We start from the raw sequence: 22308 nt of genomic DNA, 5'->3' as shown, positions 1-22308 counted from the left end.
GGTCAGCGGGGCGGTGGCGCGCAGACGATGACGATGTCGCGCTCGGCGGGGTCGACCTCGGCGGTGAGCACCTGCCCGCGCCCGGTCAGCCGCAGCCGGACCGGCCCGGGGTGCTCAGGATCGTGCGGGACGCCCACCACCCGGAACCGGCCGCCGGTGTCGGTCGAGGTGACGTACGCCGTGCCCGGCACCTCCACCCGCATCGCGGCGAGCGGCTGGTCCTCCGGGCCGACCACCCGGCCGGTGAAGCTGAGCGAGGCCAGTTGGCGCAACCGCAGCGGACGCAGCACCGGTGGCGCCGCCGGCGTCGGGTGGGCGACCTGCGTCGGCACGTCGATCAGCAGCGCCGGGCGAGGGACGGTGCCGAACGCCGCCCAGAGCCCGGGATCGCCCGCCTCCAGCAGCACCGCGTACGCGCTGCCGCCGGTGGCTGCGGCGAGCACCCGGTCCAGTCCGGGCAGCCCGGCCGGGCCGGCGGCGCAGAGCAGGTGGCGGACCGTGAAGCGGTACGGCTCCCGGACCGCGCCGCTACCGCGGGTCTGCCGGTCGGGGCGCAGCTCCAGCGGCCAGAGGGTCAGCTCGTCCGTGTCGTCCACGGGCCGGGGCGGGCCGACCGGGACGGATCGTCCCACCGCCGTGGCCAGCCAGCCGGACAGCTCGGTGGTGGCCGTCTCGATCGGTCCGCGCCCGTCGGTGCTCATCGCGGCGGGGTCCCCTGGATCCGGTAGGCGATGGCCTCGTTCCAGACGTGCGGGTAGACGCCGATCTCGAAGTACCGGGTGAACCGGTTGATCGGCGCGTTGCCGTGGTCGTGGTAGAGCAGCCACACCGGGGCGATGGTGAAGAGCACGTAGTTGGCCAGCACGAGCGGGATGTAGAGCGGCCCGAGCAGTCGACCCTGGAAGATGTGCACGTCCTCGTGCCGCTGGATGCCCGGGCTGGACCCGGCGCAGACCGTGCCGATCGTGGTGGCGTACCGGGGCGACACGCCCTCCACCACGTTGACCCGGCAGCTGTGCTGCGAGGTGGACCGGTCCAGCGAGTGCCCGAAGATCAGGTGCACGGCCAGGTAGACCGCGCCGACCACGGTGTTGAGCAGGCTCCACGTGTGGTCGACGACGAAGAGGAACACACCGCGGGCGTCCGGGCCGTACACCCGGGCGGAGGCGATCGCCCAGCCGAACGGCGCGCCGACCAGCGCGCCCACGACGGCGCCGACCAGCAGCCCGAGCGGACCGCCGGCCCAGACGCCGAGCGCCGCGCCGAGCAGGACGTGCACCGCCGCGCTGAGGATTCCGAAGACCATGACGGTACCTCCCCTCAGACCCAGGACCGGATGATGCGGGGCTCGCGACCCTGCGCGACCTGGGTGGGCGACGCCTGCGTCGCCTGCCGGTTGCCGGGCGGGAGCTGGTTGATGCCGAGGGCGGCGGAGAAGATGACCAGCCCGTTGAAGAACGCGATGATCCACTTCTCGGCCCCGGCGTCGGTGGCGAACGCCGCGGTGACGTAGGACAGGGCGAGCGCGATGCCCACCGCGATCCACTTGCGTGCCTTGTCGCCGCTCGGGCCGATCAGCCCGCCGATGACGTTGGTTGCCAGCAGCGTCGCGGCGCTGGCGCCGGTCAGGCTGCCGAGGGCGGCCCAGGTGAAGAGATCGTTCACGGCGATCCCCCTTCGGTTCTGCGGTGGTGCGACCGGGGTGGATGGTGCGGACCGGCGGCCTCGGGACGGGCCGCCGGGGCCGGCCCGGCCACGTGGAGTGGACGCGGGACCGACGGTTGCCGGCTCGGTCAGCCGGATCTCGGCGGATCGGCCGGTGTGGAGCCCGGGGTGGGCGGGCTGCCGGGTGGTGGGGTGGCGGGGCCGGAGGGCTGAGTCGGAACCGTCGCACCGGCGCCCGCCGCCGGCGCCGTCGGGCGGGAGCGTCGCAGCAGGAGTACGACCACGACGGCCACCAGGAGCAGGATCACCGCACCGCCGACGGCGAGCAGCCACGGGAAGCCGCCGCCGTCGTTTCCGGGCACCACCGACGCCGACGGACGCGGTGGGGCCTCGGCGAGCGCCCGAAGCTCGGTCGGCTTCTCCTGGTTGGCGTCGACCTTCCAGGTGACCGACCGGCCGGTGACCGTGCCGTTCGAATCGAGCACCCGGCCGGGGAAGGTCACCGATATCTCGAAGGACATCAGGAGCAGGAAAGCCTGTTGGGTCTGCGGGTTCTGTTCAGCCAGTTTCCCGCCGTATTTCTTCGGGTCGAGCGGGAGGGTGAACCGATAGAGATCGTCCTCTCGGACCAGTTTGAGGCTCTCGCTGTTGAAAACGCTCAGCGGCGTCTTCCGATAGGTGATCTGGGAACCGTAGAGCTTCGCGTCCTCGTATCGGATCTCCTCGCCGGGCGGCAGTGCCGGAATGTTCTGACGGAGCTCGGCGAAGCCGGCGTCGATGCTCATGTTCCGGGCGGTGAGCAGGGACTTCTGCGCGGTCAGCAGGAGCTGCCCGTCGACCGTGTCGTCGGCGTTCACGGTGAGTCCGACATTGAGTTGCATGCAACCGCCGAGTGCGCCGACCAGCGCGAGACACACCGCGACGCGGAGTGCCCTGCCGCGGAATGATCTCGTCATCATGGAAACGAGTATGTGTGATCGCCATCACACCAGCAGTCAGCGATCGGTCACAACGCAGTCGCCGATCTTACCGGCCCGCTGTCACGTTCGGCCGAGCCTGAAAATCAACGGAATGGATATCCTGAAGGGTTGTCCATTCCGTGCTCTGTCATCGGTGCGGTACCGTCGCGCCATGCGATCGGTGGACCTGGTGCTGGCCGTCGTGGCCGCCGCGGCCAACGCGGCCGTCGCCGCCGTGCTGCTCGCCAGGAGCCGCGGCGGCGCGCCGGTCCCCCGGATCCTCGGCCGCCCGCAGCCTCTCCCGCGCCTGCGGGCCGCGATGCACGCCTGCCTCGGGTTGGGGCTGGGCGGCGGCTGGCTCGTCAAGGACATCTTCCCGCCCCGCTCCACGGGTGACACGGTGCTGCTCAACCTGGTCAGGATCCTGCTGGTCGCCGGCCTTGTCGCCGCCCTGCTGGTCGCCGTCCGGTACGTGCGGTCCACTCGCGACAAGGCCGCCACCAGCGCTCGGTGAGGGCCGGTCAGCCGGCTCGCGGCGGCTGCCAGTCGGCGTACCGGGCCATCCCCCGCAGCGCGGCGCGGGCCGGGGCCAGCCGCAACAGCCCGTTGCGCGCCGCCACGGCCACCGGGTTGCGTAGCTGCTGGCCGTACCGGCCGGTGCGGTGGGCCGCCCGCGCGATCGCCTGGCTGCGCGGCCGGCGCTGCCGGTCGTACGCCGCGAGCGCGGCCGGGACGTCCTCGGCGCCGTCGGCGCAGACGGCGCCGAGCACCACCGCATCCTCGATCGCCTGGCAGGCGCCCTGGCCGAGGTTGGGGGTCATCGCGTGCGCGGCGTCTCCGAGCAGAGCCACCCGTCCCCGCACGTAGCTGGGCAGGGGGGTGGCCAGGTGGTAGATGTCGTTGCGCAGCACCACACCCGGCGGGGTGGCGGCGAGCAGTGCCGGAATCGGGTCGTGCCAGGAGCCGAAACGCGCCTGGACCGCGCTCAGCTCGTCCGGCGCGTGCCCGCCCGGCCGAGCGGTGATCGCGCCGTACCAGTAGACCCGGCCGGCACCGAGTGGCACCATGCCGAACTCCGCCCCCGGGCCCCACGTGATCGCCGCCGGGACCGGTGCCGGGAAGTCGATCGCGGCCCGCCAGGCGGTGGAGCCGGCGTAGGCCGGGGGCGGCGACTGCGGCCACAGCCGCGTGCGCACCACGCTGTGCAGGCCGTCGGCGCCGACCGCCAGGTCGGCGCGTGCCGTCGCGGGAGCGCCGTCGCGGCGGTAGTGGACCTCGACGCCGTCCTCGGCGGAAGCCACGTCGAGTACCTCGGCGCCGGTGAGCAGCGTCGCCGCGGGCAGTGCCTCGCGCAGCAGCCGGTGCAGGGTGGCCCGGTGGATGCCGAGAGCGGTGGTGCCGAGCAGCCGGGTCATCTCCGCGCCGTCCACCCGGGACAGCCATCGCCCGGTCGGGGTGCGGATCCCGCCCGGCGTCTCGGCGTGCCCGCCGTGCCGGACCGCCGGCCCGAGCCCGAGCGCGTCCAGGCCGCGTAGCGCGTTCGCCATGAGGGTCAGTCCGGCGCCGACCTCGCGCAGCTCGGGGGCGCGCTCCAGCACGGTGACCTGCCATCCGCGCCGGTGCAGGGCCAGGGCCGCGCTGAGCCCGCCGATGCCGCCACCGACCACCACCGCCCGCCGGTCACCCATCACGACCACCCTTCTACGCCTGTAGAAGGCATACTACATCCGTAGAAGAATGTGGAGGAGGCGCCGGTGACCGGGCGGACCGGACGGGTGGCGGTGCTCGCGGACGCGGCCATCGAACTGCTCGCCGAGGGGGGCATGCGCGCCCTCACCCACCGGGCGGTCGACGCTCGTGCCGGCCTGCCCCTGGGGACCACGTCCGCCTATCTGCGCACCCGGCTGGCGCTGATCGAAGCCGTCGTGCGACGCCTCGTCGACCTCGACCAGGTCGACCTGGCCGCCGGTGGCCTGCCGACCGGCCCGCCACCGGGCGCGCCCGGGCCACCACTGGGCCCGACCGACCTCGACCGCCTGGCGCACGGCATCGCCCAGGTCGTGGACCACTGGCTCACCGTCGGGCGCAACCGCAGCCTGGCCCGGTACGCCTGCCTGCTGGAGGCGGTGCACCGCCCGGAGCTGCGGCCGATCCTGGCACCCGGAGAGTTGCTCCGCGAGCAGGCCCGCGACCTGCTGGCCCGGGCCGGAGCGGCCGACCCGCGTCGGCAGGGCGACCAGTTCGTCGCGTTCGTTGACGGGCTGCTCTTCGACCGGCTGGTCGGTGCCGGCGCGCTCAGCGCTCCGACACCCGGCAGCCCGGAGAGCCGGGCGGACCTGACCGCCGCCGTACGCACCCTGCTGCACGCCTTCGCCGGCTCGCCCCGATCGACGCCGCCGACGTGAACCGGGCCTGAGCGGGGCGGGCCCAGCGGGGCATGGCTCTTGCGGCCCCGATCGGCAGCGGTCCGGTCCGGGACGTCGCGCAGCCCGGTGAACCGCTCCACCGGCGGTGGGGGACGATCACGTTGAGGCGAGGCAGGTCGGCGAGGAGGCGGCGATGGTCCAGTGGAGCTGGCCCCGGGTGGCCGCCGGGCGGCTGCGGCGCGGCTGGCAGCCGGTGCTGGAAGCGACCCTGGCCGCGACCGTCACCTGGGTGCTCGCCGCGCGGGTGCTCGGGCATCCGCAGCCGTTCTTCGCCCCGGCCGCCGCGCTGATCGTCCTCGGGCAGGCCCGTGGGCAGCGACTGCGCCGGGCCGTCGAGGTCGTGCTCGGGGTGGCCGGCGGCGTGCTCGTGGCGGACCTGGTGATCCAGGCCCTCGGCCCGGGCACCACCTGGACGGTCTTCACCGTCATCCTGCTCACCGTCACCCTCGCCGCGGCGATCGGCGCGACGGGCGTCACCCTGGTGCAGGCGGCCGTCTCGGCGCTCTACCTGGTGGTGGTCGCCCCGTCCACCGAGTCGCTGGTGCCCTTCCGGTTCGTCGATGCGCTGATCGGTGGCGCGGTCGCGCTCGCCGTCAGCCAACTGGTCGACGCCCGGCGTCCGCTCGCGCCGTTGGTCGCGGAGGTCCGGGCCACGTTCGAGGAGATGGCCGCCCTGCTCGCCGGCGTCGCCGACGCCCTGGACCGGCACGACGAGGCGGCCGCGCTCGCCGCGCTGGAGCGGGCCCGCGCCATGGACGCCCGGGTGAGCCGGCTGCGCGACGGGGTGCTCGCCGCCGGTGAGGCGCTCTGGCTGAACCTGCGCCGCCGCCGGCACATGGGTCGGCTGCGCTCCGTGGACACGTCGATCCTCCAGATCGACTACGCCGTCCGCAACGTCCGGGTGCTGGCCCGCGCCGGGGTCACCCTCAGCCGGGTGCCCGCGCCGGCGCCGCCCGATCTCGGGGTGGCGCTGCGGTCACTGGCCGAGGCGGTACGCGCCGCCGGTGAGGCGCTCGCCGCCGACCTGGAGGGGCGCGACGAGACCGCCGACGGGCACGCGGCCCGGGCCGACGAGGCGGCGCTCGCGGCGGTGCACACGGCGGGTCAGCTCTTCACGCCCGGGCAGAGCCTGCCACTGGTCATGATCATCGGGCAGGTCCGGGCCACCGCCATCGACCTGCTGCGGGGCGTCGGCGCCGACGACGACGCCACGGTCCTCGGCCGCGTCGACCACTCCCTGGGCCTCCCACCCGTCTGACCCCACCCCCACCCCCCGCACGGTGATCAAGAGGTTCGCGTCAGGATCCGGTCCGGATCTGACGCAAAGCTCTTGATCACCGCCGGTGGTGGGGCGTGGTGGGTCAGGGGAGGGTGGTCAGCCAGGTGGCGGCGGCCTCGCGGATGTCCGGGGGCACCTCGTGGCCGCCGGGGAACTCGCGGTAGGTCACGTCGTAGCCGAGGTCGCGCAGCCGGGGGACCAGCCGACGGCTGCACACGTCCACCGGCAGCACCCGGTCGTCGACGCCGTGCGCCACGAAGACCGGGGGCTGGCCGTGGGTCACCAGCGGCGCGCTGAAGCCGGGGGAGAAGGCCACCACCCCGGCCACCAGGTCACCGTTGGTCAGGCCCAGCGAGAGGGCGTACGAGGCGCCGTCGGAGAAGCCGCCGAGCACCACGTCCCGGACCGGGTACTCGGTGAAGGCGCGGGCGAGCAGGTGGTCGATGCGCCGTACGTCCACGCCGAACCCCTCGACGATCAGGTCCCAGCTGCTCGCGGCGGCCTGCGGCGCGACCAGGAGGAGGTGGTGCTCGTCGGCGAGGGGGAGCAGCAGGTTCAGGGCGTGGCGTGCCTCGCCGCCGGCGCCGTGCAGCAGCACCACGAGCCGGTACGGCCGGTCCGCGACGGGCTCGGGCGCGTACCGCAGGCCCAGCGGCCGGCCGTCGGCGTCGGTGAGGGGCGCCAGGCCGGCCGTGGCGGGGCCGACCGGCGGGCCGGGCCGGGCGGTGAGCCGGCCGTGGCGGGCGTCGTCCTCGTCCGGCTCGCGGTGGGGCGGGGCGGGGTCGGACACGGATCACCGCTCCTCGCTGTCGGCGGGTGTGCGGCGCGGTTACCCGGCGCGTCGACGCTTAACCACCGCCGCTGTGCCGCCCGCCCGCCACGCGTCCCACGGCGGCTGACGGAACGGTCAGGCGCTGTCGCGCGGCACCAGCGCGGAGGGGAAGAACGTCACCGCCGGGGCGGGTCGCCGGTCGAGGACGGCGGTGGCCGCGGCGGTCGCGATCCGGGTGACGGGGTGGCTGGCCGTGGTCAGCGCCGGAGTGCTCAGCGCGGCGAGCGGAATGTCGTCGAAGCCGGCCACCGCGACGTCGCCGGGCACTCGCACGCCACGGTCGCGCAGGCCGGCGATGACCCCCAGGGCGGTGGCGTCGCTGGTGGCGAAGATCGCGTCGGTGTCCGGCCACCGGTCGAGCACCTCGACGGCCGCCTCCCGGCCGCGGGCCGCCGTGAAGTCACCGGCGACCAGACGAACCGGCAGGCCCGCGGCGCGGGTCACCTGCCGGTAGGTGTGCACCGACCGGCCGGCGCAGACGAGCCACCGGTGGCCGGTGACCATGGCGATGCGTCGACGGCCCGTGGCGTGCAGGTGGCGCAGCACCGCCTCGGCGCCGGCGCTGTTGTCGACGTCGAAGGCGGGCACCGCGGGGGAGCCGATGCCGATCGAGGCGACCCGGCCCCGCAGCCGACGGGGCACCGCGTCGAGCACCGACCCCGTGGTGTTGACCAGCACCACCCCGCACACGCCTCGATCGTCGACGAGTCGGCGCAGGGTCTGCGGAGCGCGGCGGGGCAGCCAGTGCAGGGTCACGCCGAGCCCGTGCGGGGCGCCGACCCGGGCGGCGGCGGCCACCACCCGGTCGACGTAGGGGTCGTCGAGGACCGCCTCGGTGCTGCCGGTGACCGCCACGGCGAGCCGGACGCCGGAGCCTCGGACCAGCGCCCGGGCGGCCGGGTTGGGCAGGTAGCCGAGCCGGTCGGCCGCGGCGGCCACCCTGTCCCGGGTGGCGGGCGAGGCGGAGCCGGTCTGGGCGAGGACGCGCGAAGCGGTCGCCCGCGACACCCCGGCGACCCGGGCGACGTCCTCCAGGGTGGCGGCGCGCGCCGCGGGTGTGGTCATGACGGTCCTCCCCAGGCGGTCGGTGGTCCGGTGCCCGCATCATCCCTCGGCGGTACGACGAAACATAGGGCTCGACCCGGCTTGTCGCGAGAGCGCTCTCAAGGGTGGGATGGGGGACAGGCCGTCCGATCGAGAGGAACCCGCCGCGTGAGCTCCGCCGACACCGTCACCGTCGATTCGACGGGCACGTCGCCCGTACCCGGGGCGGTGCGGGCCGCCCGCAACGGCGTCGCCGTCGCGTTCGCCCTCAACGGGCTCGCGGTGGCCAGCTGGTTCTCCCGGATGCCCGCGGTCCGCGACGGGCTCGGGCTCACCGCCGGTCAGCTCGGCCTGCTGCTGCTGGCCATGTCCGCGGGCGCCCTGTGTGCCATGCCCACCGCCGGGCTGGTCAGCCAGCGGCTCGGCGCGGCCCGTACGGTCGGCGTCGGCACCGTCCTCGTCGCGCTGGGCCTCACCGGCGCCGGGCTGGCCGCCGGGCTCGCCGGCTCGGTGGCCGGGGTCGCGGTGAGCCTGTTCGCCTTCGGCTACGGCTCGGGCATCTGCGACGTCGCCATGAACGTCGAGGGCGCGTCGGTGGAGCGCCGCCTCGGCCGTACGATCATGCCCCGCTTCCACGCCGCCTGGAGCCTCGGCTCGGTGGCCGGGGCCGGGCTCGGCGCCGGGGCGGCCCGCGTCGGTCTCCCGGTCGGCGTCCACCTCGCCACGGTCGCGGTGGTGGTGCTGGTCGGCACGCTGGTCGCGGCCCGGCACTTCCAGCCGGTGAGCGCGACCACGGCGGCCGCACCCACTCCGGCCGGGCGGCGGCGTGCGCTGCTCGCTGCCTGGTGTGAGCCACGCACACTGCTGATCGGGCTGCTGACGCTGGTCATGGCGTTCACGGAGGGCAGCGCGAACGACTGGCTTGCGGTCGCCTTCGTCGACGGTCACGACCTCAGCGAGGCCGCCGGCGCCGCGGTCTTCGGCGTCTTCGTGGTCGGCATGACCGTCGGGCGCACCGCGGGCACCGTCGCCCTGGACCGGTGGGGGCGCGTGCCGGTGCTGACCGGCACCATCCTGCTCGCCGCGGCCGGCGCCACCCTGGCGATCCTGGCCGGCTCGGGGCCGGTGGCCGTCGTCGGGGTCGCGCTCTGGGGCCTCGGCGCGTCGCTCGGATTCCCGGTGGGGATGAGCGCGGCCGCCGACGACGAGGAGAAGGCCCACGTACGCGTCAGCGTCGTCGCCGTGATCGGCTACACCGCGTTCCTCGCCGGGCCGCCGCTGCTCGGCCTGCTCGGCGACCGGGTGGGCACTCTGCGCGCACTTCTCGTGGTGCCGCTGCTGCTGGTGCCGACCCTCGCGCTGGTGCCGGCGATCCGCCCGCCGCGCGCCGCCGCCCGCGCCGACCGGCAGCGTGATCCAGTGCAACCAACCTAGCGAGGATCGGGTCTGAGCGGTATCGGGTGCGCGGCCGACTGCGCCGGGCGTCCGCGCTGGCTACGGTGCCCGGATGCCGACCGACGAGATCACCGCCGCCGCCGCGGGCACCTGGACGCTGGGTGACCGCACCGTCAACCGCATGGGCTTCGGCTCGATGCGGATCACCGCCGACCCGGACCCCGCCCGCGCCGTCACGGTGCTGCGTCGCGCGCTGGAGCTGGGTGTGAACCACATCGACACGGCGGCCTTCTACGTCTCACCCGGTGGCACGCTGGGGGGCGGCGAGGGTTCGCCGCGGTACGCCACCGAGCTGATCCGTACCGCACTCGCGCCCTATCCGGAGGACCTGCTCATCGCCACGAAGGTCGGCCCGGCGTACGACGCGGACAACGGGTTCACCGAGGCGCTCACGCCGGCGGGGCTGCGTGCCCAGGTGGAGGAGAACCTGCGCCGACTCGGCCGGGACCACCTCGACCTCGTCAACCTGCGCGCCTACCGCCGGAAGCCGACGTCGGTGCCGCTGGCCGACCGGTTCGGCGCCCTGGCCGAGCTGCGGTCGGCCGGGCTCATCCGGCACCTGGGGCTGTCCAACGTCGTGCCCGAGCAGCTCGACGAGGTAGGCGACATCGCGCCGGTCGTGTGCGTGCAGAACGCGTACGGGGTCGACTCCTACCGGGAGGAGGACGACGTCGTCCGCCTCTGCCGCGCGCGGTGGATCGCGTACGTGCCGTTCTTCGCGCTGGCCGGCACCCGTCGGGAGGCGGGCGCGACGGGCGAGGCGAACGAGGCGGTGCGCGCGGTGGCCGACGCCCACGGCGTCACCCCGCACCAGGTGCGGCTGGCGTGGACCCTGCACCAGGGCCCGCACGTGCTGGCCATTCCGGGCACCGGGAATCCGGCGCACCTGGCGGCCAACGTCGCCGCGGCCGGCCTCCGGCTCACCCCGGAGGACCTGGCGCGGCTGGATTGACGGGTCCCCTCGGGTCGTTCCCGGCCACGGTCCGCGCGGGGTCAGTCGCGCAGCCAGATCCGCAGCGGCCCGACCCGGGTGAGCCCGGCCCCCGTCGCCGGGTCGAGGTCCGGCCCGGACTCGTAGCCGACCAGCGGCGTCCCGGGGCGGGCCGCGACCACCGCGGCCCAGACGTCGGCCGCGTCGACGTCGGCGGCGAAGACGTTGGAGACCCCGGTCACCGGGCCGCCGTCGTGCAGCACGGCGCCACCGGCGACCGAGCCGTCGGGGGCGTACCGGGCGAGCACGCTGACCCGCGAGTCGGCCAGCAGCCCCGGCCGGAACAGCGCGCCGCCGCCGTGCGCCGCCGCCCACGCGGCGAGCCGGTCCGGACCGGTCACCGGGGTCAGCGGTACGGCGTCGGCGGGCCCGTCGACCGTGGGTGGCCGGTGGAGCCACTCCGCGGCGAAGAGCACCCGGAAGCCGTACGGTCGCAGGTCGAGGTCGGCGAAGCTGTCCTTCACCGACGCGCCCGGGCCGGGGTCGATCCGGTCCAGCAGGGCCTCGGCGGCCACGCCCGGCCGCAGCGTCACCGCGTCCGGGTAGCGGGGCGGGGAGCGGCGCGGCACCGACCAGGCGTCCGCGTCGGTACGCCCGGACAGGCCGTGGGTGGCGCAGACGAGGCCGCACCACTGCGCGTTGTCGCGCGCCGCCCATGCCACCACCGTCGTCTCGACCACGGCCAGACCCTAACTCCGGGCCCGGTGGTCAGGTGGCTCCCATCCGGCTCGCAGCCGATTGACAGGAACGGGTGCTGCACTGGGAGGCACGTGAGGAGAGGAGCGGACATGGGCTGGTTCAACCGGCGGTCGCGCGCCGCCGACGGGACTCCGACGAAGCTGGACCGGGAGGCGACCCGGGACGACTTCGCCGCGTTGGAGGCGTTCGTCGCCAGCCGTCGGGGCGTGGAGTTCTACCTGGAACCGGAGACCACGGCCACCGACACCACGGTGGTGGCGATCGCCCACGACGGCGAGTGGATCCGGCGGCGTACGGGCTCGCCCCGGGCGGCGGCCGACCTCGCCCGCCGGCACGCCGTCCCCCTTTATGAGGCGGCCCGCACGGGCTACCCGGAGCGGATGCGCGCCTGGAACCGGGCCCACCCGGAGCGCCGCCTCCGCTGACCCGGCGCCGATCGGCCACCGGGCGCGGCCCGGCCATCCGCCCGGCACGCGGCCGGATCGGCTGCTGGGCGCGGCCCAGGCTCGGCGCGTGGACTCAGGCCGCCGCGACCGCCGCCCGGGCCTCGTCGCGGGTCATCGGCTCACCGTGGCTCGACACGTACCACCGGTAGCCGTCGTCGAGCAGGCGGCGCACCAGCGCGAGGTCGGGTCCGTCGTCCGGGCCGCGCAGGTGGGCCGGCGGCGGGTAGTAGCAGTCGCCGAGCAGCATGACACCGGAGTCGGGCACCAGCACCACCGTCGAGTCGGGCGCGTGCGCGCCGCCGACGTGCCGCAGCCGTACGCCGACCGGCAGCTCGTCCTCGTCGGTGAAGGTGCGGGTGGGCGGCAGGATCGCGAGGTCCTCCCAGGAGTCGACCGCGAGCGCGCGGGCCCGGAAGCTGGGCGCGAGCCGGGGATTGGCCCGCACCTGGTCGCGCAGGTAGCGGTGGCTCCACGGTCGGGCCGCCTCCGCCCGGAGCAGGTCGGCGCCGGTCACGTGGCCCACGATCTCCACGTCGGGCCAGGCGGCGGCTCCCCAGACGTGGTCCCAGTGGTGGTGGGTGTAGACCAGCCAGCGGGGCGGCGGAAGCCCGGCGTCGTCGAGCGCGGCCCGGATCTCGCGGGCGTGCGCCGGGCTCTGGCCCGCGTCGATCATCACACTGCCGCGTTCGTCGGCCACCACGGCGACGCCGGCCTGGACGGCCTCCGGGTCCGGGTCGCCGGGGCAGAGCCAGACCCGGCCGGCGAGATGGTGGAACCGCACCGTGCTGATGGCCGTCGTCCTCCCGCTCGTGCCCGGACCGATCGCCCGGCGCCGGCCAGATCGTACGCGTGCCGGGCGGCGAACCGCGTCCCGCCAGCGCTTCCGCCCGCTTCACCCGCCCGTTCCGCGTCGCTCCGCCCGGTCGTGGCGGGGCACCGCGACGGCACCCTCGGCGCGGTGTCGGTGGGCGCGGGCGAGGGACGGGCGGCATCGACGCCCGGCGACCGTCCACACCGGCCGGTCGCGCCCAGCCATCGCCCGTCGCCTATCGGCTGGCGGTGCGGTGACGCCCGGGGCGCCGTTGACCGCTGTCGGACGGGTGTGGCAGCATTCGCGGCCTGACGGCAGTGAAGGAAGCCGGTGCGATTCCGGCGCGGTCCCGCCACTGTCACCGGGGAGCGATCCCCCCTCGTGAGCCACGACCGTCTGTGCGGTTGGAAGGCCGGGGGTGAGCGTCGATCCGGGAGCCAGGATACTTCGGCCGTCGGGATGTGACCCCAGGGCGTGGAGACCCGAGGAGGACCCGATGACGCACTGCGTCCGCAGCGCCGCCGGCCATCGCCGGGAGCGGCCCGCACCCAGCACCACACCCGCGCACCGCCGGGCTGGCGGCCGCCGGCCCGCGCGCGTGGCCGCCGACGTGCCCCGGCCCGCCGTCGGCCGTCGCGTTTCCTGACGTCCACCGCGCCCGTCGACGCCCTTCGGCGGGGACCCGGCACGAGTGCCGTCCCTGGTCGCCGCCCACCCGCTGACCCGCGCCCACCCCGCCCTCGTCCCGCCAGCCGCTGGCCGGGCAGGGGCGTCCCCTCCCGGAGCCTGCCCTGCGTACCCTGCTGCTCTCCACCGCCGACACCGACCTGCTGGCCGCCCGCGCCAGCGGCGCCGACTACCGGCTCGCCAACCCCGCCCGGCTCGACGCGGACGCCGTGCCGGCGCTGCTCGACGGCGTGGACCTCGCCGTGGTGCGGCTGCTCGGCGGTCGCCCGGCGTGGCCGGACGGGCTCGCCGCGGTGCTCGCCTCCGGCGTGCCCACCGTGGTGCTCGGCGGCGAGGCGGTGCCGGACGCCGACCTCATGGCGGCGTCCACGGTGCCGTCCGGGGTGGCCACGCAGGCGCTGGCGTATCTGGTCGAGGGTGGGCCCGCGAACCTCGCCCAGCTGACCCGGTTCCTCTCCGACACGGTGCTGCTCACCGGGGAGGGCTTCGCCCCGCCCGCGCCCACCCCCACGCACGGCGTGCACGGCGACCGACCGGCGCGACCGGACCGCCCGACCGTCGGGATCGTCTTCTACCGGGCGCACGCCCTCGCGGGCAACACCGGGTTCGTCGACACCCTCGCCGACGCGGTCGAGGCGGCCGGGGCCAACGCCCTGCCGATCCACTGCGGATCGCTGCGCGGGCTGACCACGGGCGACGGCCCGTACGACCTGCTCGCCCGCTGCGACGCGTTGCTGGTCACCGTCCTCGCCGCGGGCGGCACGGTCGCCGCCGACGCCTCCGGCGGCGGTGACGAGGACGCGTGGGACGTCGGCGCGCTCGCCGCGCTGGACGTGCCGGTGATCCAGGCGCTCTGCCTCACCAGCACCCGCGAGCAGTGGGCCGGCTCGGACGCGGGACTGTCCCCGCTGGACGCCGCGATGCAGGTGGCCGTCCCCGAGTTCGACGGGCGGATCATCACCGTGCCGTTCTCGTTCAAGCGGATCGACCCCGACGGCCTGTCGGTCTACGTCGCCGACCCGGAGCGCGCCGCCCGGATCGCCGGGGTCGCCGTACGCCACGCCCGGCTGCGCGGGCTGCCGAACGCCGACAAGCGCGTCGCCGTCGTGCTCAGCTCGTACCCGACGAAGCACTCCCGGGTCGGCAACGCGGTCGGCCTGGACACCCCCGCCTCGGCGGTGCGGCTGCTCGCCCGGCTCGCCGCGGCCGGGTACGACCTCGGGGACGCGCCGGTGCCCGACGACGGGGACGCGCTGATCCACGCGCTGATCGCGGCCGGCGGCCACGACGTCGAGTGGCTCACCCCGGAACAGCTCGCCGCCGCGGAGGCCCGCGTGCCGGGCGAGGTCTACCGACGGTGGTTCGAGCAGGTCCCGCAGGCGCTGCGCGAACGGATGCGGGACCACTGGGGTGAACCGCCCGGCGAGCTGTACACCGACGGCGGTGACGTGGTGCTCGCCGGGCTGCGCTTCGGCAACGTGGTGCTGCTCATCCAGCCGCCGCGCGGCTTCGGCGAGAACCCGATCGCCATCTACCACGACCCGGACCTGCCGCCGAGCCACCACTACCTGGCCGCGTACCGCTGGCTCGCGGCGCCCGTCGCGGACGGCGGCTTCGGCGCGGACGCCGTGGTGCACCTCGGCAAGCACGGCACCCTGGAGTGGCTGCCCGGCAAGGGACTCGGCCTCGCCGCCGACTGCGCCCCGGACGCCGTCCTCGGCGACCTGCCGCTGGTCTACCCGTTCATCGTCAACGACCCCGGTGAGGGCACCCAGGCCAAGCGCCGCGCGCACGCCGTGGTCGTCGACCACCTGGTGCCGCCGATGGCCCGCGCCGAGACGTACGGCGACCTGGCGAAGCTGGAGCAGCTGCTCGACGAGTACGCCACCGTCCAGGCCCTCGACCCGGCGAAGGTGCCCACCGTGCGGGCGCAGATCTGGTCGCTGGTGCGCGCCGCCGAACTGCACCACGACCTGCACACCGACGAGATGCCCGACGCCGACGACTTCGACGACTTCGTGCTGCACCTCGACGGGTACCTGTGCGAGGTCAAGGACGTGCAGATCCGCGACGGCCTGCACGTGCTCGCCGAGGCGCCGCGCGGCGAACCCCGGGTCAACCTGGTCCTCGCGGTGCTGCGCGCGCCGCAGGTCTGGGGCGGCACCCGTGCCCTGCCCGGCCTGCGGCAGGCCCTCGCCGCCGCCCACGGCCTCGACGAGGCGGCGCTGCTCGCCGAGCCCGGTGCGCGGCTGGCCGTGCCGGAGGCGCTCACCGACGCCGTGGACGGGCCGGCGGCCACCGCGGCCGACACGGTCGACCTGGTCGAGGCCCTGGCCCGGCGGCTCGTCGTCGCCCTGGAGACCCTCGACTGGGACCCCACGAAGGTCGACGCCGTCGTCACCGAGGTCGCCGGGCGGGAGATCCCGGACGCCGCCGCGGTGCTCCGGTTCGCCGCCACCGAACTCGTACCCCGGCTGGACCGGACCACCGACGAGCTGACCCACACCCTGGCCGCCCTCGACGGCCGGTTCGTGCCGCCCGGGCCGTCCGGCTCGCCGACCCGGGGCCTGGTCAACGTGCTCCCCACCGGCCGCAACTTCTACTCCGTCGACCCCAAGGCGATCCCCAGCCGCAACGCCTGGGACGTCGGGGTCGCCCTCGCCGACTCGCTGCTGGCCCGCCACCTCGCCGACACCGGCGGCTACCCGCGCTCGGTCGGGCTCACCGTCTGGGGCACCAGCGCGATGCGGACCCAGGGCGACGACATCGCCGAGGTCCTCGCCCTGCTCGGCTGCCGGCCGACCTGGGACGACCGGTCCCGCCGGGTGACCGGCGTCGAGGTGGTGCCGCTGCCGGAGCTGGGCCGGCCCCGCGTCGACGTCACCGTCCGCATCTCCGGCTTCTTCCGCGACGCGTTCCCGCACGTCGTGGCCCTGATCGACGACGCGGTGCGGCAGGTCGCCGCCCTCGACGAGCCGGCCACGGACAACTACCTGAAGGCGCACGTCGACGCCGACGTGGCCGAGCACGGCGACGTACGCCGGGCCACCGCGCGGATCTTCGGGTCGAAGCCCGGGGCGTACGGGGCGGGGTTGCTGCCGCTCATCGACGCCCGGAACTGGCGCAGCGACGCCGACCTCGCCGAGGTGTACGCGGTCTGGGGCGGCTACGCCTACGGCCGGGGGCTGGACGGGCGGGAGGCGCGGGCCGACATGGAACGCTCCTTCGCCCGCATCACCGTGGCGGTGAAGAACCAGGACACCCGCGAGCACGACATCGTCGACTCCGACGACTACTTCCAGTACCACGGCGGGATGGTGGCGATGGTCCGGCACCTGACCGGCGCCGCGCCGGCCGCGTACGTGGGCGACTCGGCGATGCCGCACGACGTCCGCACCCGGACGCTGGGCGAGGAGACCCGCCGGGTGTTCCGCGCCCGGGTCGTCAACCCGAAGTGGATCGCCGCGATGCGCCGGCACGGCTACAAGGGCGCGTTCGAGCTGGCCGCGACCGTGGACTACCTGTTCGGCTACGACGCCACGGCGGGCGTGGTCGACGACTGGATGTACGAGCACCTCGCCGCCGCGTACGTCTTCGACCCGACCACCCGGGCCTTCCTGGAGGAGTCGAACCCGTGGGCGCTGCGCGGCATCACCGAGCGGCTGCTGGAGGCCGCCGACCGGAAGCTGTGGGCCGAGCCCGACCCGGCCACCCTCGACCGGCTCCGCGAGACGTACCTGACCACCGAGGGTGACCTGGAGGACCGGGCATGACGTTTCCGTTCAGCGCGGTGCTCGGCATGGACGACATGCGCCTGGCCCTGCTGCTCAACGCGGTCAGCCCGGCGATCGGCGGGGTGCTGGTCCGGGGCGAGAAGGGCACCGCCAAGTCCACCGCTGTCCGGGCCCTGGCCGCCCTGCTGCCCCCGGTCGACCACGTCACCGGCTGCCGGTTCGCCTGCGACCCGGCCGCACCCGACCCGGGCTGCCCGGACGGGCCGCACCCGCCGGGCACCGCCACGGAGAGCCGCCCCGCCCGGCTGGTCGAGCTGCCGGTCGGCGCCGCCGAGGACCGGGTCGTCGGGTCGCTCGACCTGGAGCAGGCCCTCGCCGCGGGCGTACGCGCCTTCGAGCCCGGCCTGCTCGCCGCCGCGCACCGCGGCGTGCTCTACGTCGACGAGGTGAACCTGCTCCACGACCACCTCGTCGACCTGCTGCTCGACGCGGCGGCGATGGGCCGCAACCACGTCGAGCGGGAGGGCGTCTCGGTCAGCCACGCGTCCCGGTTCCTCCTGGTCGGCACCATGAACCCGGAGGAGGGGGAGCTGCGGCCGCAGCTGCTCGACCGGTTCGGGCTCACCGTCGAGGTCAGCGCGAGCCGCGACCCGGCCGTACGCGTCGAGGTGGTCCGTCGTCGGCTCGCCGCCGACGCCGACCCGGCCGGCTTCGCCGCCCGCTGGGCCGACGCGGACGCCGACGTCGCGCGGCGGGTCGCCGCGGCCCGCGACCGGCTCGACCGGGTGCTGCTGCCCGACGGGGCGTTGCGGCAGATCGCCGAGGTCTGCGCCGCGTTCGACGTGGACGGCATGCGCGCCGACATCGTGACCGCCCGTACCGCCATCGCCCACGCGGCCTGGCACGGCCGGGACCGGGTCACCGTGGACGACGTGCGGGTGGCCGCGCGGCTGGCCCTGCCGCACCGTCGCCGCCGCGACCCCTTCGACACCCCGGGGCTGGACGAGAAGCGGCTCGACGAGGCCCTCGACCGGGCACCCGACGACCCGGACGACGACCCGCCCGGCGGCCCCGGCGGTGGGACGCCGCCGGACCCGTCCGGCGGCCCGGGCGACGGCGGTTCCGACCGCTCGCCGGACCGTCCGGGAGCCGACGACGACGCCGCCGGGCGGGGACCGACGCCGGACCCCCGGGGCACCGATCAGGGCGGACCCGACGCGGGCCCGCCCACCGACCGCGCCGCCGACGCGTCGGGCGGTGCCGGTGACGGCCCCGACGCGCCCGGGACCACCGGCCCGGACACCGCGGGCGGCCCCGGCGACGCCCAGCCGGTCGCCGCGCCGCAGCGCGGGCTCCGCGCGCGCCTGCTCACCGCACCCGGTGTCGGGGACGGCGTGCCCGGCCGGCGGTCGCGGGCCCGCACCGGCCGGGGCCGCACCACCGGCGCCCGGGTTCCCGCCGCCGGCCGGGTCGGGGTCCTGCACCTGCCCGCCACGGTGCGGGCCGCCGCCCCGCACCAGCCGGCCCGGGGGCGGGGGAGCGGCCCGTTGCGGCTGCGCCCCGACGACGTCCGGGAGGCGGTCCGCGAGGGGCGCGAGGGCAATCTCGTGTTGTTTCTCGTCGACGCGAGCGGGTCGATGGGCGCCCGGCAGCGGATGGGCGCTGTCAAGGGCGCCGTGCTCGCCCTGCTCACCGACGCGTACCAGCGCCGGGACAAGGTCGCGGTGGTCGCCTTCCGGGGCGCCGGCGCGCGGACCGTGCTGCCGGCCACCTCGTCGGTGCTGGCCGCGTCCGCGCGGCTGGGGGAGCTGCCGACCGGTGGCCGTACGCCGCTGGCCGAGGGCCTGCTCGCGGCGGCCGAGCTGCTGCGGGTCGAGCGGCTGCGCGACCCCAGACGCCGCCCCCTGGTGCTGGTGCTCACCGACGGGCGGGCCACCGCCGGGGCGCGTCCGCTGGACCGGGCCGCCCGGGCGGCGGCCGTGCTCGCGGCCACCGGCGCGCCCTGCGTGGTCGTCGACTGCGAGTCCGGCCCGGTCCGCCTCCACCTGGCCGCCCGACTGGCCACCCAGTTGAACGCCCCCCTGCACCCCCTCACCTCGCTCACCACCCTCGCCACCCGCACCCGAAGGAGCGCCGCCTGATGCCGCAGGGGAAGCCGACCCACGTACCCGCCGACGGGCTCACCACCCGGCAGCGGCGCCACCGCCCGCTGCTGCTCGTCCACACCGGACAGATGAAGGGCAAGTCGACGGCCGCGTTCGGGCTCGCGCTGCGCGCCTGGACCGCCGGCCTGCCCGTCGGGGTGTTCCAGTTCGTGAAGAGCGCCAAGTGGCGGGTCGGGGAGGAGAACGCGTTCCGCGCGCTCGGCGAGGTCCACGAGCGCACCGGCCAGGGCGCCCCGGTGGCCTGGCACAAGATGGGTGAGGGCTGGTCCTGGATCCAGCGCGGCGGCGAGGCCGACCACGCCGCGGACGCCCTGGAGGGCTGGCGGCAGATCCAGCGTGACCTGGCCGCGCAGCGCTACGGACTCTACGTGCTCGACGAGTTCACCTACCCGATGAAGTGGGGCTGGGTGGACGTCAACGAGGTGGTCGACACCCTCGCCAACCGGCCCGGCTTCCAGCACGTGGTCATCACCGGGCGGGACGCCGACCCTCGGCTGGTCGAGGCCGCCGACCTGGTTGCCGAGCTGACCAAGGTGAAGCACCCGATGGACGCCGGCCAGAAGGGCCAGAAGGGCATCGAGTGGTGACACCGCCGCCGGACCGGTCCGCCTCGTCGGCCCGGTCCGGTGCGCCGTGGGCGCTGCCCCGGCTGGTGGTCGCCGCGCCGGCCAGCGGGCACGGCAAGACCACCGTGGCCACCGGCCTGCTGGCCGCGCTGCGCCGCCGCGGTCTCGCCGTGAGCCCGCACAAGGTGGGCCCCGACTACATCGACCCCGGCTACCACGCGCTCGCGGCCGGCCGGCCCGGCCGTAACCTCGACCCCTGGCTGGTCGGCGAGGAGCGCGTCGCGCCGCTGCTGCGGCACGGGGCGAGCACTCCGGTCCCGGCCGACGTCGCGCTGATCGAGGGCGTCATGGGGCTGCACGACGGGGTCGTGGGCCGGCGCGGGTACGCCTCCACCGCCCATGTGGCCCGCCTGGTCGAGGCGCCGGTGCTGCTCGTGCTGGACACCACGGCCCAGGGCCGCTCGGCCGCCGCGACGGCGCTGGGGCTGGCCGCGTTCGACCCGCGCGTACGGATCGGCGGGGTGGTCCTCAACCGGGTCGGCTCGCCCCGGCACGAGCGACTGCTGCGCGACGCGTTCGCCGAGGTGGAGGTGCCGGTTCTCGGCGCGCTCGCCCGGACCGCCGAGGTGGCCGCGCCGTCGCGGCACCTCGGGCTGGTCCCCGTCGCGGAACGCGCGCCGCAGTCCGTCACCGTGGTCGACGCGCTGGCCGACCTCGTCGGGTCCACCGTGGACGTCGACGCGGTGCTCGACCTGGCGCGCACCGCACCACCCCTGACGGCGCCGGCCTGGGACCCGGTCGAGGCCGTCGGTGGCCCGACCGTGACCACCGGCCCGGTCGTCGCGGTCGCCGGCGGCCCGGCCTTCACCTTCGCGTACGCCGAGACCGCCGAACTGCTCACCGCCGCCGGCGCCCGTGTGGTCACCGTCGACCCGCTGCACGACCCGGCCCTGCCCGCCGGCACCCGCGCCGTCGTGATCGGCGGCGGCTTCCCCGAGGCGTACGCCGAGCAGCTCGCCGCCAACCCGGGGCTCCGCGCCGAGCTGGCCGCCTTTCCCGGGCCGGTGGTCGCCGAGTGCGCCGGCCTGCTCTACCTCGGCCGGTCCCTGGACGGCGTGCCGATGAGTGGCCGGCTCGACCTCACCGCCCGGATGACCGGCGCGCTCACCCTCGGCTACCGCGCGGCGGTCGCCGCCGCCGACTCGCCGCTCGCCCGCGCCGGTGACGCGGTACGCGGCCACGAGTTCCACCGCACCGTCACCGACCCGGGCCACGGGCAGCGGCCGGCCTGGCACTGGGACGGTGGGGCGCACGGCTTCGGCGACGGCCTCGTGCACGCCTCCTACCTGCACACCCACTGGGCGGGCCACCCGGACGCCGCGCGTCGGCTGGTCGAGGCGGCGGCCCGGTGACCACGTCCCCGCCCGGCGTCCCGCGCCATCTGACCGGAGGAGCCCGATGAGTTCGACAACCCTGACCACCGCACCGCCGGTGGGCCGCTGGCGCCGCGCCGAGCGGGTCCGTCTCGGCGGCATCGTGCTCGCCGTCGCCGTGCTGCACGTGGCGGGCTGGAGCCTCTACCTGTACTGGAACAACCAGCCGGTGGCCGCCGGTGGGCTGGCCGGGGCGGGCACCCTCGCGTACGTGCTCGGGGTGCGGCACGCCTTCGACGCCGACCACATCGCGGCGATCGACGACACCACCCGGCTCATGCTGCTGCGTGGCCGGCGACCCGTCGGTGTCGGCTTCTTCTTCGCGCTCGGCCACAGCGCCGTGGTGCTCCTGCTGGCCCTGGTGGTCGGGCTCGCGTCGGCGAACGTGACCGGTCCGCGGCTGGCCAGCTTCCGGGAGGTCGGCGCCACCGTCGCGATCGTCACCGCCACCGCGTTCCTGGCCCTGGTGGCGCTGCTCAACGCGGCGGTCCTCGCCGGGTTGGCGCGGCTGTGGCAGCGGCTGCGCCGCGGTGAGCTGGACGAGCGCGAACTCGACCTGCACCTGCTCAACCGGGGTCTCGTGCAGCGGATCCTCGGCTCGCGGGCCCGCTCCCTGGTCCGATCCTCGTGGCACATGGCGCCGGTCGGGTTCCTCTTCGGGCTCGGCCTGGAGACGGCCAGTGAGGTCACCTTGCTCGCGCTGTCGGCGAGCACCGCCGCCGGTGGCGGCCTGCCGGTGCTGGCGCTGCTCACGCTGCCGCTGCTCTTCGCCGCCGGGATGTCCGCCATGGACACCGCCGACAGCCTGCTGATGAGCCGGGCGTACTCGTGGGCGTACCGGCACCCGGCCCGGCGGCTCTACTACAACCTGGCCACGACCGCGGTGACCGTGCTCGTCGGTGGCGTGGTGGCCAGCGTCTACGGCGCGGGGCTGCTGGCCGAGCACCTGGACGTGCGGGCGCTCGCCGGGTACGCCGGTGTCGCCGACCACTTCGAGCAGCTCGGCTACCTGGTGGTGGGGCTGTTCGTGGTGTCCTGGGTCGCGGCGGTGGCGCTGTGGAAGCTGCGCGGCTACGACCGCCGCTACGGCGGGACGCAGCCGACCGGCGAGTGACG

20 protein-coding genes and 1 riboswitch are annotated in these 22308 nt (G+C 75.8%); of the genes, 11 read left to right on the top strand and 9 right to left on the bottom strand.

The genetic code is table 11. The annotated features are described in order from the left end of the window. Positions 1-2: 2 nt before the first annotated feature. The 4 genes from GA0070620_RS06715 to GA0070620_RS06700 all read right to left on the bottom strand — a co-directional run bounded on the left by GA0070620_RS06715 (position 3) and on the right by GA0070620_RS06700 (position 2624). The gene (locus GA0070620_RS06715) at positions 3-701 is read right to left on the bottom strand and encodes a carboxypeptidase-like regulatory domain-containing protein (protein WP_091589050.1); all 699 of its coding nucleotides are present in this window, start codon (positions 699-701) and stop codon (positions 3-5) included. Next, positions 698-1306, bottom strand: coding sequence for a glycine zipper family protein (locus GA0070620_RS06710; protein ID WP_091589049.1), 609 nt, complete (start codon positions 1304-1306; stop codon positions 698-700). The genes GA0070620_RS06715 and GA0070620_RS06710 overlap by 4 nt, the downstream gene beginning before the upstream one ends. 14 nt (positions 1307-1320) lie before the next feature. Further along, positions 1321-1665, bottom strand: a complete 345-nt coding sequence (locus tag GA0070620_RS06705; protein WP_091589048.1) for a hypothetical protein — start codon at positions 1663-1665, stop codon at positions 1321-1323. Between the two features lie 128 nt (positions 1666-1793). Next, the gene (locus tag GA0070620_RS06700) at positions 1794-2624 is read right to left on the bottom strand and encodes an LppM family (lipo)protein (RefSeq protein ID WP_231922263.1); all 831 of its coding nucleotides are present in this window, start codon (positions 2622-2624) and stop codon (positions 1794-1796) included. 172 nt (positions 2625-2796) lie between these two features. On the opposite strand from GA0070620_RS06700, the gene GA0070620_RS06695 reads away from it, so the two are divergent. Continuing rightward, positions 2797-3138 carry a hypothetical protein gene (locus GA0070620_RS06695; RefSeq protein ID WP_157741552.1) on the top strand — a complete coding sequence of 114 codons (342 nt, stop codon included), beginning with the start codon at positions 2797-2799 and terminating at the stop codon, positions 3136-3138. Between the two features lie 7 nt (positions 3139-3145). Here the strand turns inward: GA0070620_RS06695 and GA0070620_RS06690 are convergent, their stop codons facing one another. Continuing rightward, positions 3146-4312 carry an FAD-dependent oxidoreductase gene (locus GA0070620_RS06690; protein WP_091589046.1) on the bottom strand — a complete coding sequence of 389 codons (1167 nt, stop codon included), beginning with the start codon at positions 4310-4312 and terminating at the stop codon, positions 3146-3148. A 66-nt stretch (positions 4313-4378) separates the two neighbouring features. Here GA0070620_RS06690 and GA0070620_RS06685 point away from each other — a divergent pair, with 66 nt between their 5' ends. Beyond that, positions 4379-5029, top strand: coding sequence for a TetR/AcrR family transcriptional regulator (locus GA0070620_RS06685; RefSeq protein ID WP_231922262.1), 651 nt, complete (start codon positions 4379-4381; stop codon positions 5027-5029). A 154-nt stretch (positions 5030-5183) separates the two neighbouring features. Then, on the top strand, positions 5184-6308 hold the full coding sequence (locus GA0070620_RS06680; RefSeq protein ID WP_091589045.1) for an FUSC family protein: 1125 nt from the start codon (positions 5184-5186) through the stop codon (positions 6306-6308). A gap of 103 nt (positions 6309-6411) precedes the next feature. Here the strand turns inward: GA0070620_RS06680 and GA0070620_RS06675 are convergent, their stop codons facing one another. Together GA0070620_RS06675 and GA0070620_RS06670 are read right to left on the bottom strand one after the other, a co-directional pair. After that, on the bottom strand, positions 6412-7119 hold the full coding sequence (locus tag GA0070620_RS06675; protein ID WP_091589044.1) for an alpha/beta hydrolase: 708 nt from the start codon (positions 7117-7119) through the stop codon (positions 6412-6414). Between the two features lie 117 nt (positions 7120-7236). Next, positions 7237-8226 (bottom strand): LacI family DNA-binding transcriptional regulator, encoded by a 990-nt coding sequence (locus tag GA0070620_RS06670; protein ID WP_091589043.1) that lies wholly within the window; start codon positions 8224-8226, stop codon positions 7237-7239. A 147-nt stretch (positions 8227-8373) separates the two neighbouring features. Here GA0070620_RS06670 and GA0070620_RS06665 point away from each other — a divergent pair, with 147 nt between their 5' ends. Both GA0070620_RS06665 and GA0070620_RS06660 read left to right on the top strand, forming a co-directional pair. After that, entirely contained in the window at positions 8374-9639 is a 1266-nt protein-coding gene (locus GA0070620_RS06665; protein WP_172836391.1) for an MFS transporter, read from the top strand. 73 nt (positions 9640-9712) lie between these two features. Continuing rightward, a complete protein-coding gene (locus tag GA0070620_RS06660) occupies positions 9713-10612 on the top strand; it encodes an aldo/keto reductase (RefSeq protein ID WP_091589042.1) in 900 nt (299 codons plus the stop codon). Positions 10613-10653: 41 nt separating this feature from the next. Here GA0070620_RS06660 and GA0070620_RS06655 read toward each other — a convergent pair whose 3' ends face one another. Continuing rightward, positions 10654-11331, bottom strand: coding sequence for a hypothetical protein (locus GA0070620_RS06655; RefSeq protein ID WP_091589041.1), 678 nt, complete (start codon positions 11329-11331; stop codon positions 10654-10656). Between the two features lie 108 nt (positions 11332-11439). Between GA0070620_RS06655 and GA0070620_RS06650 the strand changes: the two genes are divergently transcribed. Then, on the top strand, positions 11440-11775 hold the full coding sequence (locus tag GA0070620_RS06650) for a hypothetical protein (RefSeq protein WP_091589040.1): 336 nt from the start codon (positions 11440-11442) through the stop codon (positions 11773-11775). Positions 11776-11869: 94 nt separating this feature from the next. On the opposite strand, the gene GA0070620_RS06645 is transcribed toward GA0070620_RS06650, so the two are convergent. Beyond that, entirely contained in the window at positions 11870-12577 is a 708-nt protein-coding gene (locus GA0070620_RS06645) for an MBL fold metallo-hydrolase (RefSeq protein ID WP_197677561.1), read from the bottom strand. Positions 12578-12902: 325 nt separating this feature from the next. Continuing rightward, positions 12903-13077, top strand: a riboswitch (cobalamin riboswitch). Positions 13078-13398: 321 nt separating this feature from the next. Here GA0070620_RS06645 and cobN point away from each other — a divergent pair. From cobN to GA0070620_RS06620, 5 genes are read left to right on the top strand one after another with little or no spacing between them, the layout of a single operon-like run. Next, positions 13399-17067, top strand: coding sequence for a cobaltochelatase subunit CobN (cobN, locus tag GA0070620_RS06640; protein WP_091589038.1), 3669 nt, complete (start codon positions 13399-13401; stop codon positions 17065-17067). After that, on the top strand, positions 17064-19169 hold the full coding sequence (locus tag GA0070620_RS06635) for a putative cobaltochelatase (RefSeq protein WP_091589037.1): 2106 nt from the start codon (positions 17064-17066) through the stop codon (positions 19167-19169). Before cobN ends, GA0070620_RS06635 begins: the two co-directional genes overlap by 4 nt. Next, positions 19169-19780, top strand: coding sequence for a cob(I)yrinic acid a,c-diamide adenosyltransferase (gene cobO / locus GA0070620_RS06630; RefSeq protein ID WP_091589036.1), 612 nt, complete (start codon positions 19169-19171; stop codon positions 19778-19780). Before GA0070620_RS06635 ends, cobO begins: the two co-directional genes overlap by 1 nt. Beyond that, positions 19777-21171 carry a cobyrinate a,c-diamide synthase gene (locus GA0070620_RS06625; RefSeq protein ID WP_091598196.1) on the top strand — a complete coding sequence of 465 codons (1395 nt, stop codon included), beginning with the start codon at positions 19777-19779 and terminating at the stop codon, positions 21169-21171. Before cobO ends, GA0070620_RS06625 begins: the two co-directional genes overlap by 4 nt. 46 nt (positions 21172-21217) lie before the next feature. Continuing rightward, positions 21218-22306, top strand: coding sequence for a HoxN/HupN/NixA family nickel/cobalt transporter (locus tag GA0070620_RS06620; RefSeq protein ID WP_091589035.1), 1089 nt, complete (start codon positions 21218-21220; stop codon positions 22304-22306). Positions 22307-22308: the final 2 nt, after the last annotated feature.

The organism is Micromonospora krabiensis (assembly GCF_900091425.1).
Taxonomy (GTDB): Bacteria; Actinomycetota; Actinomycetes; order Mycobacteriales; family Micromonosporaceae; genus Micromonospora; species Micromonospora krabiensis.
This window is presented reverse-complemented; position numbering and strand designations above follow the sequence as displayed.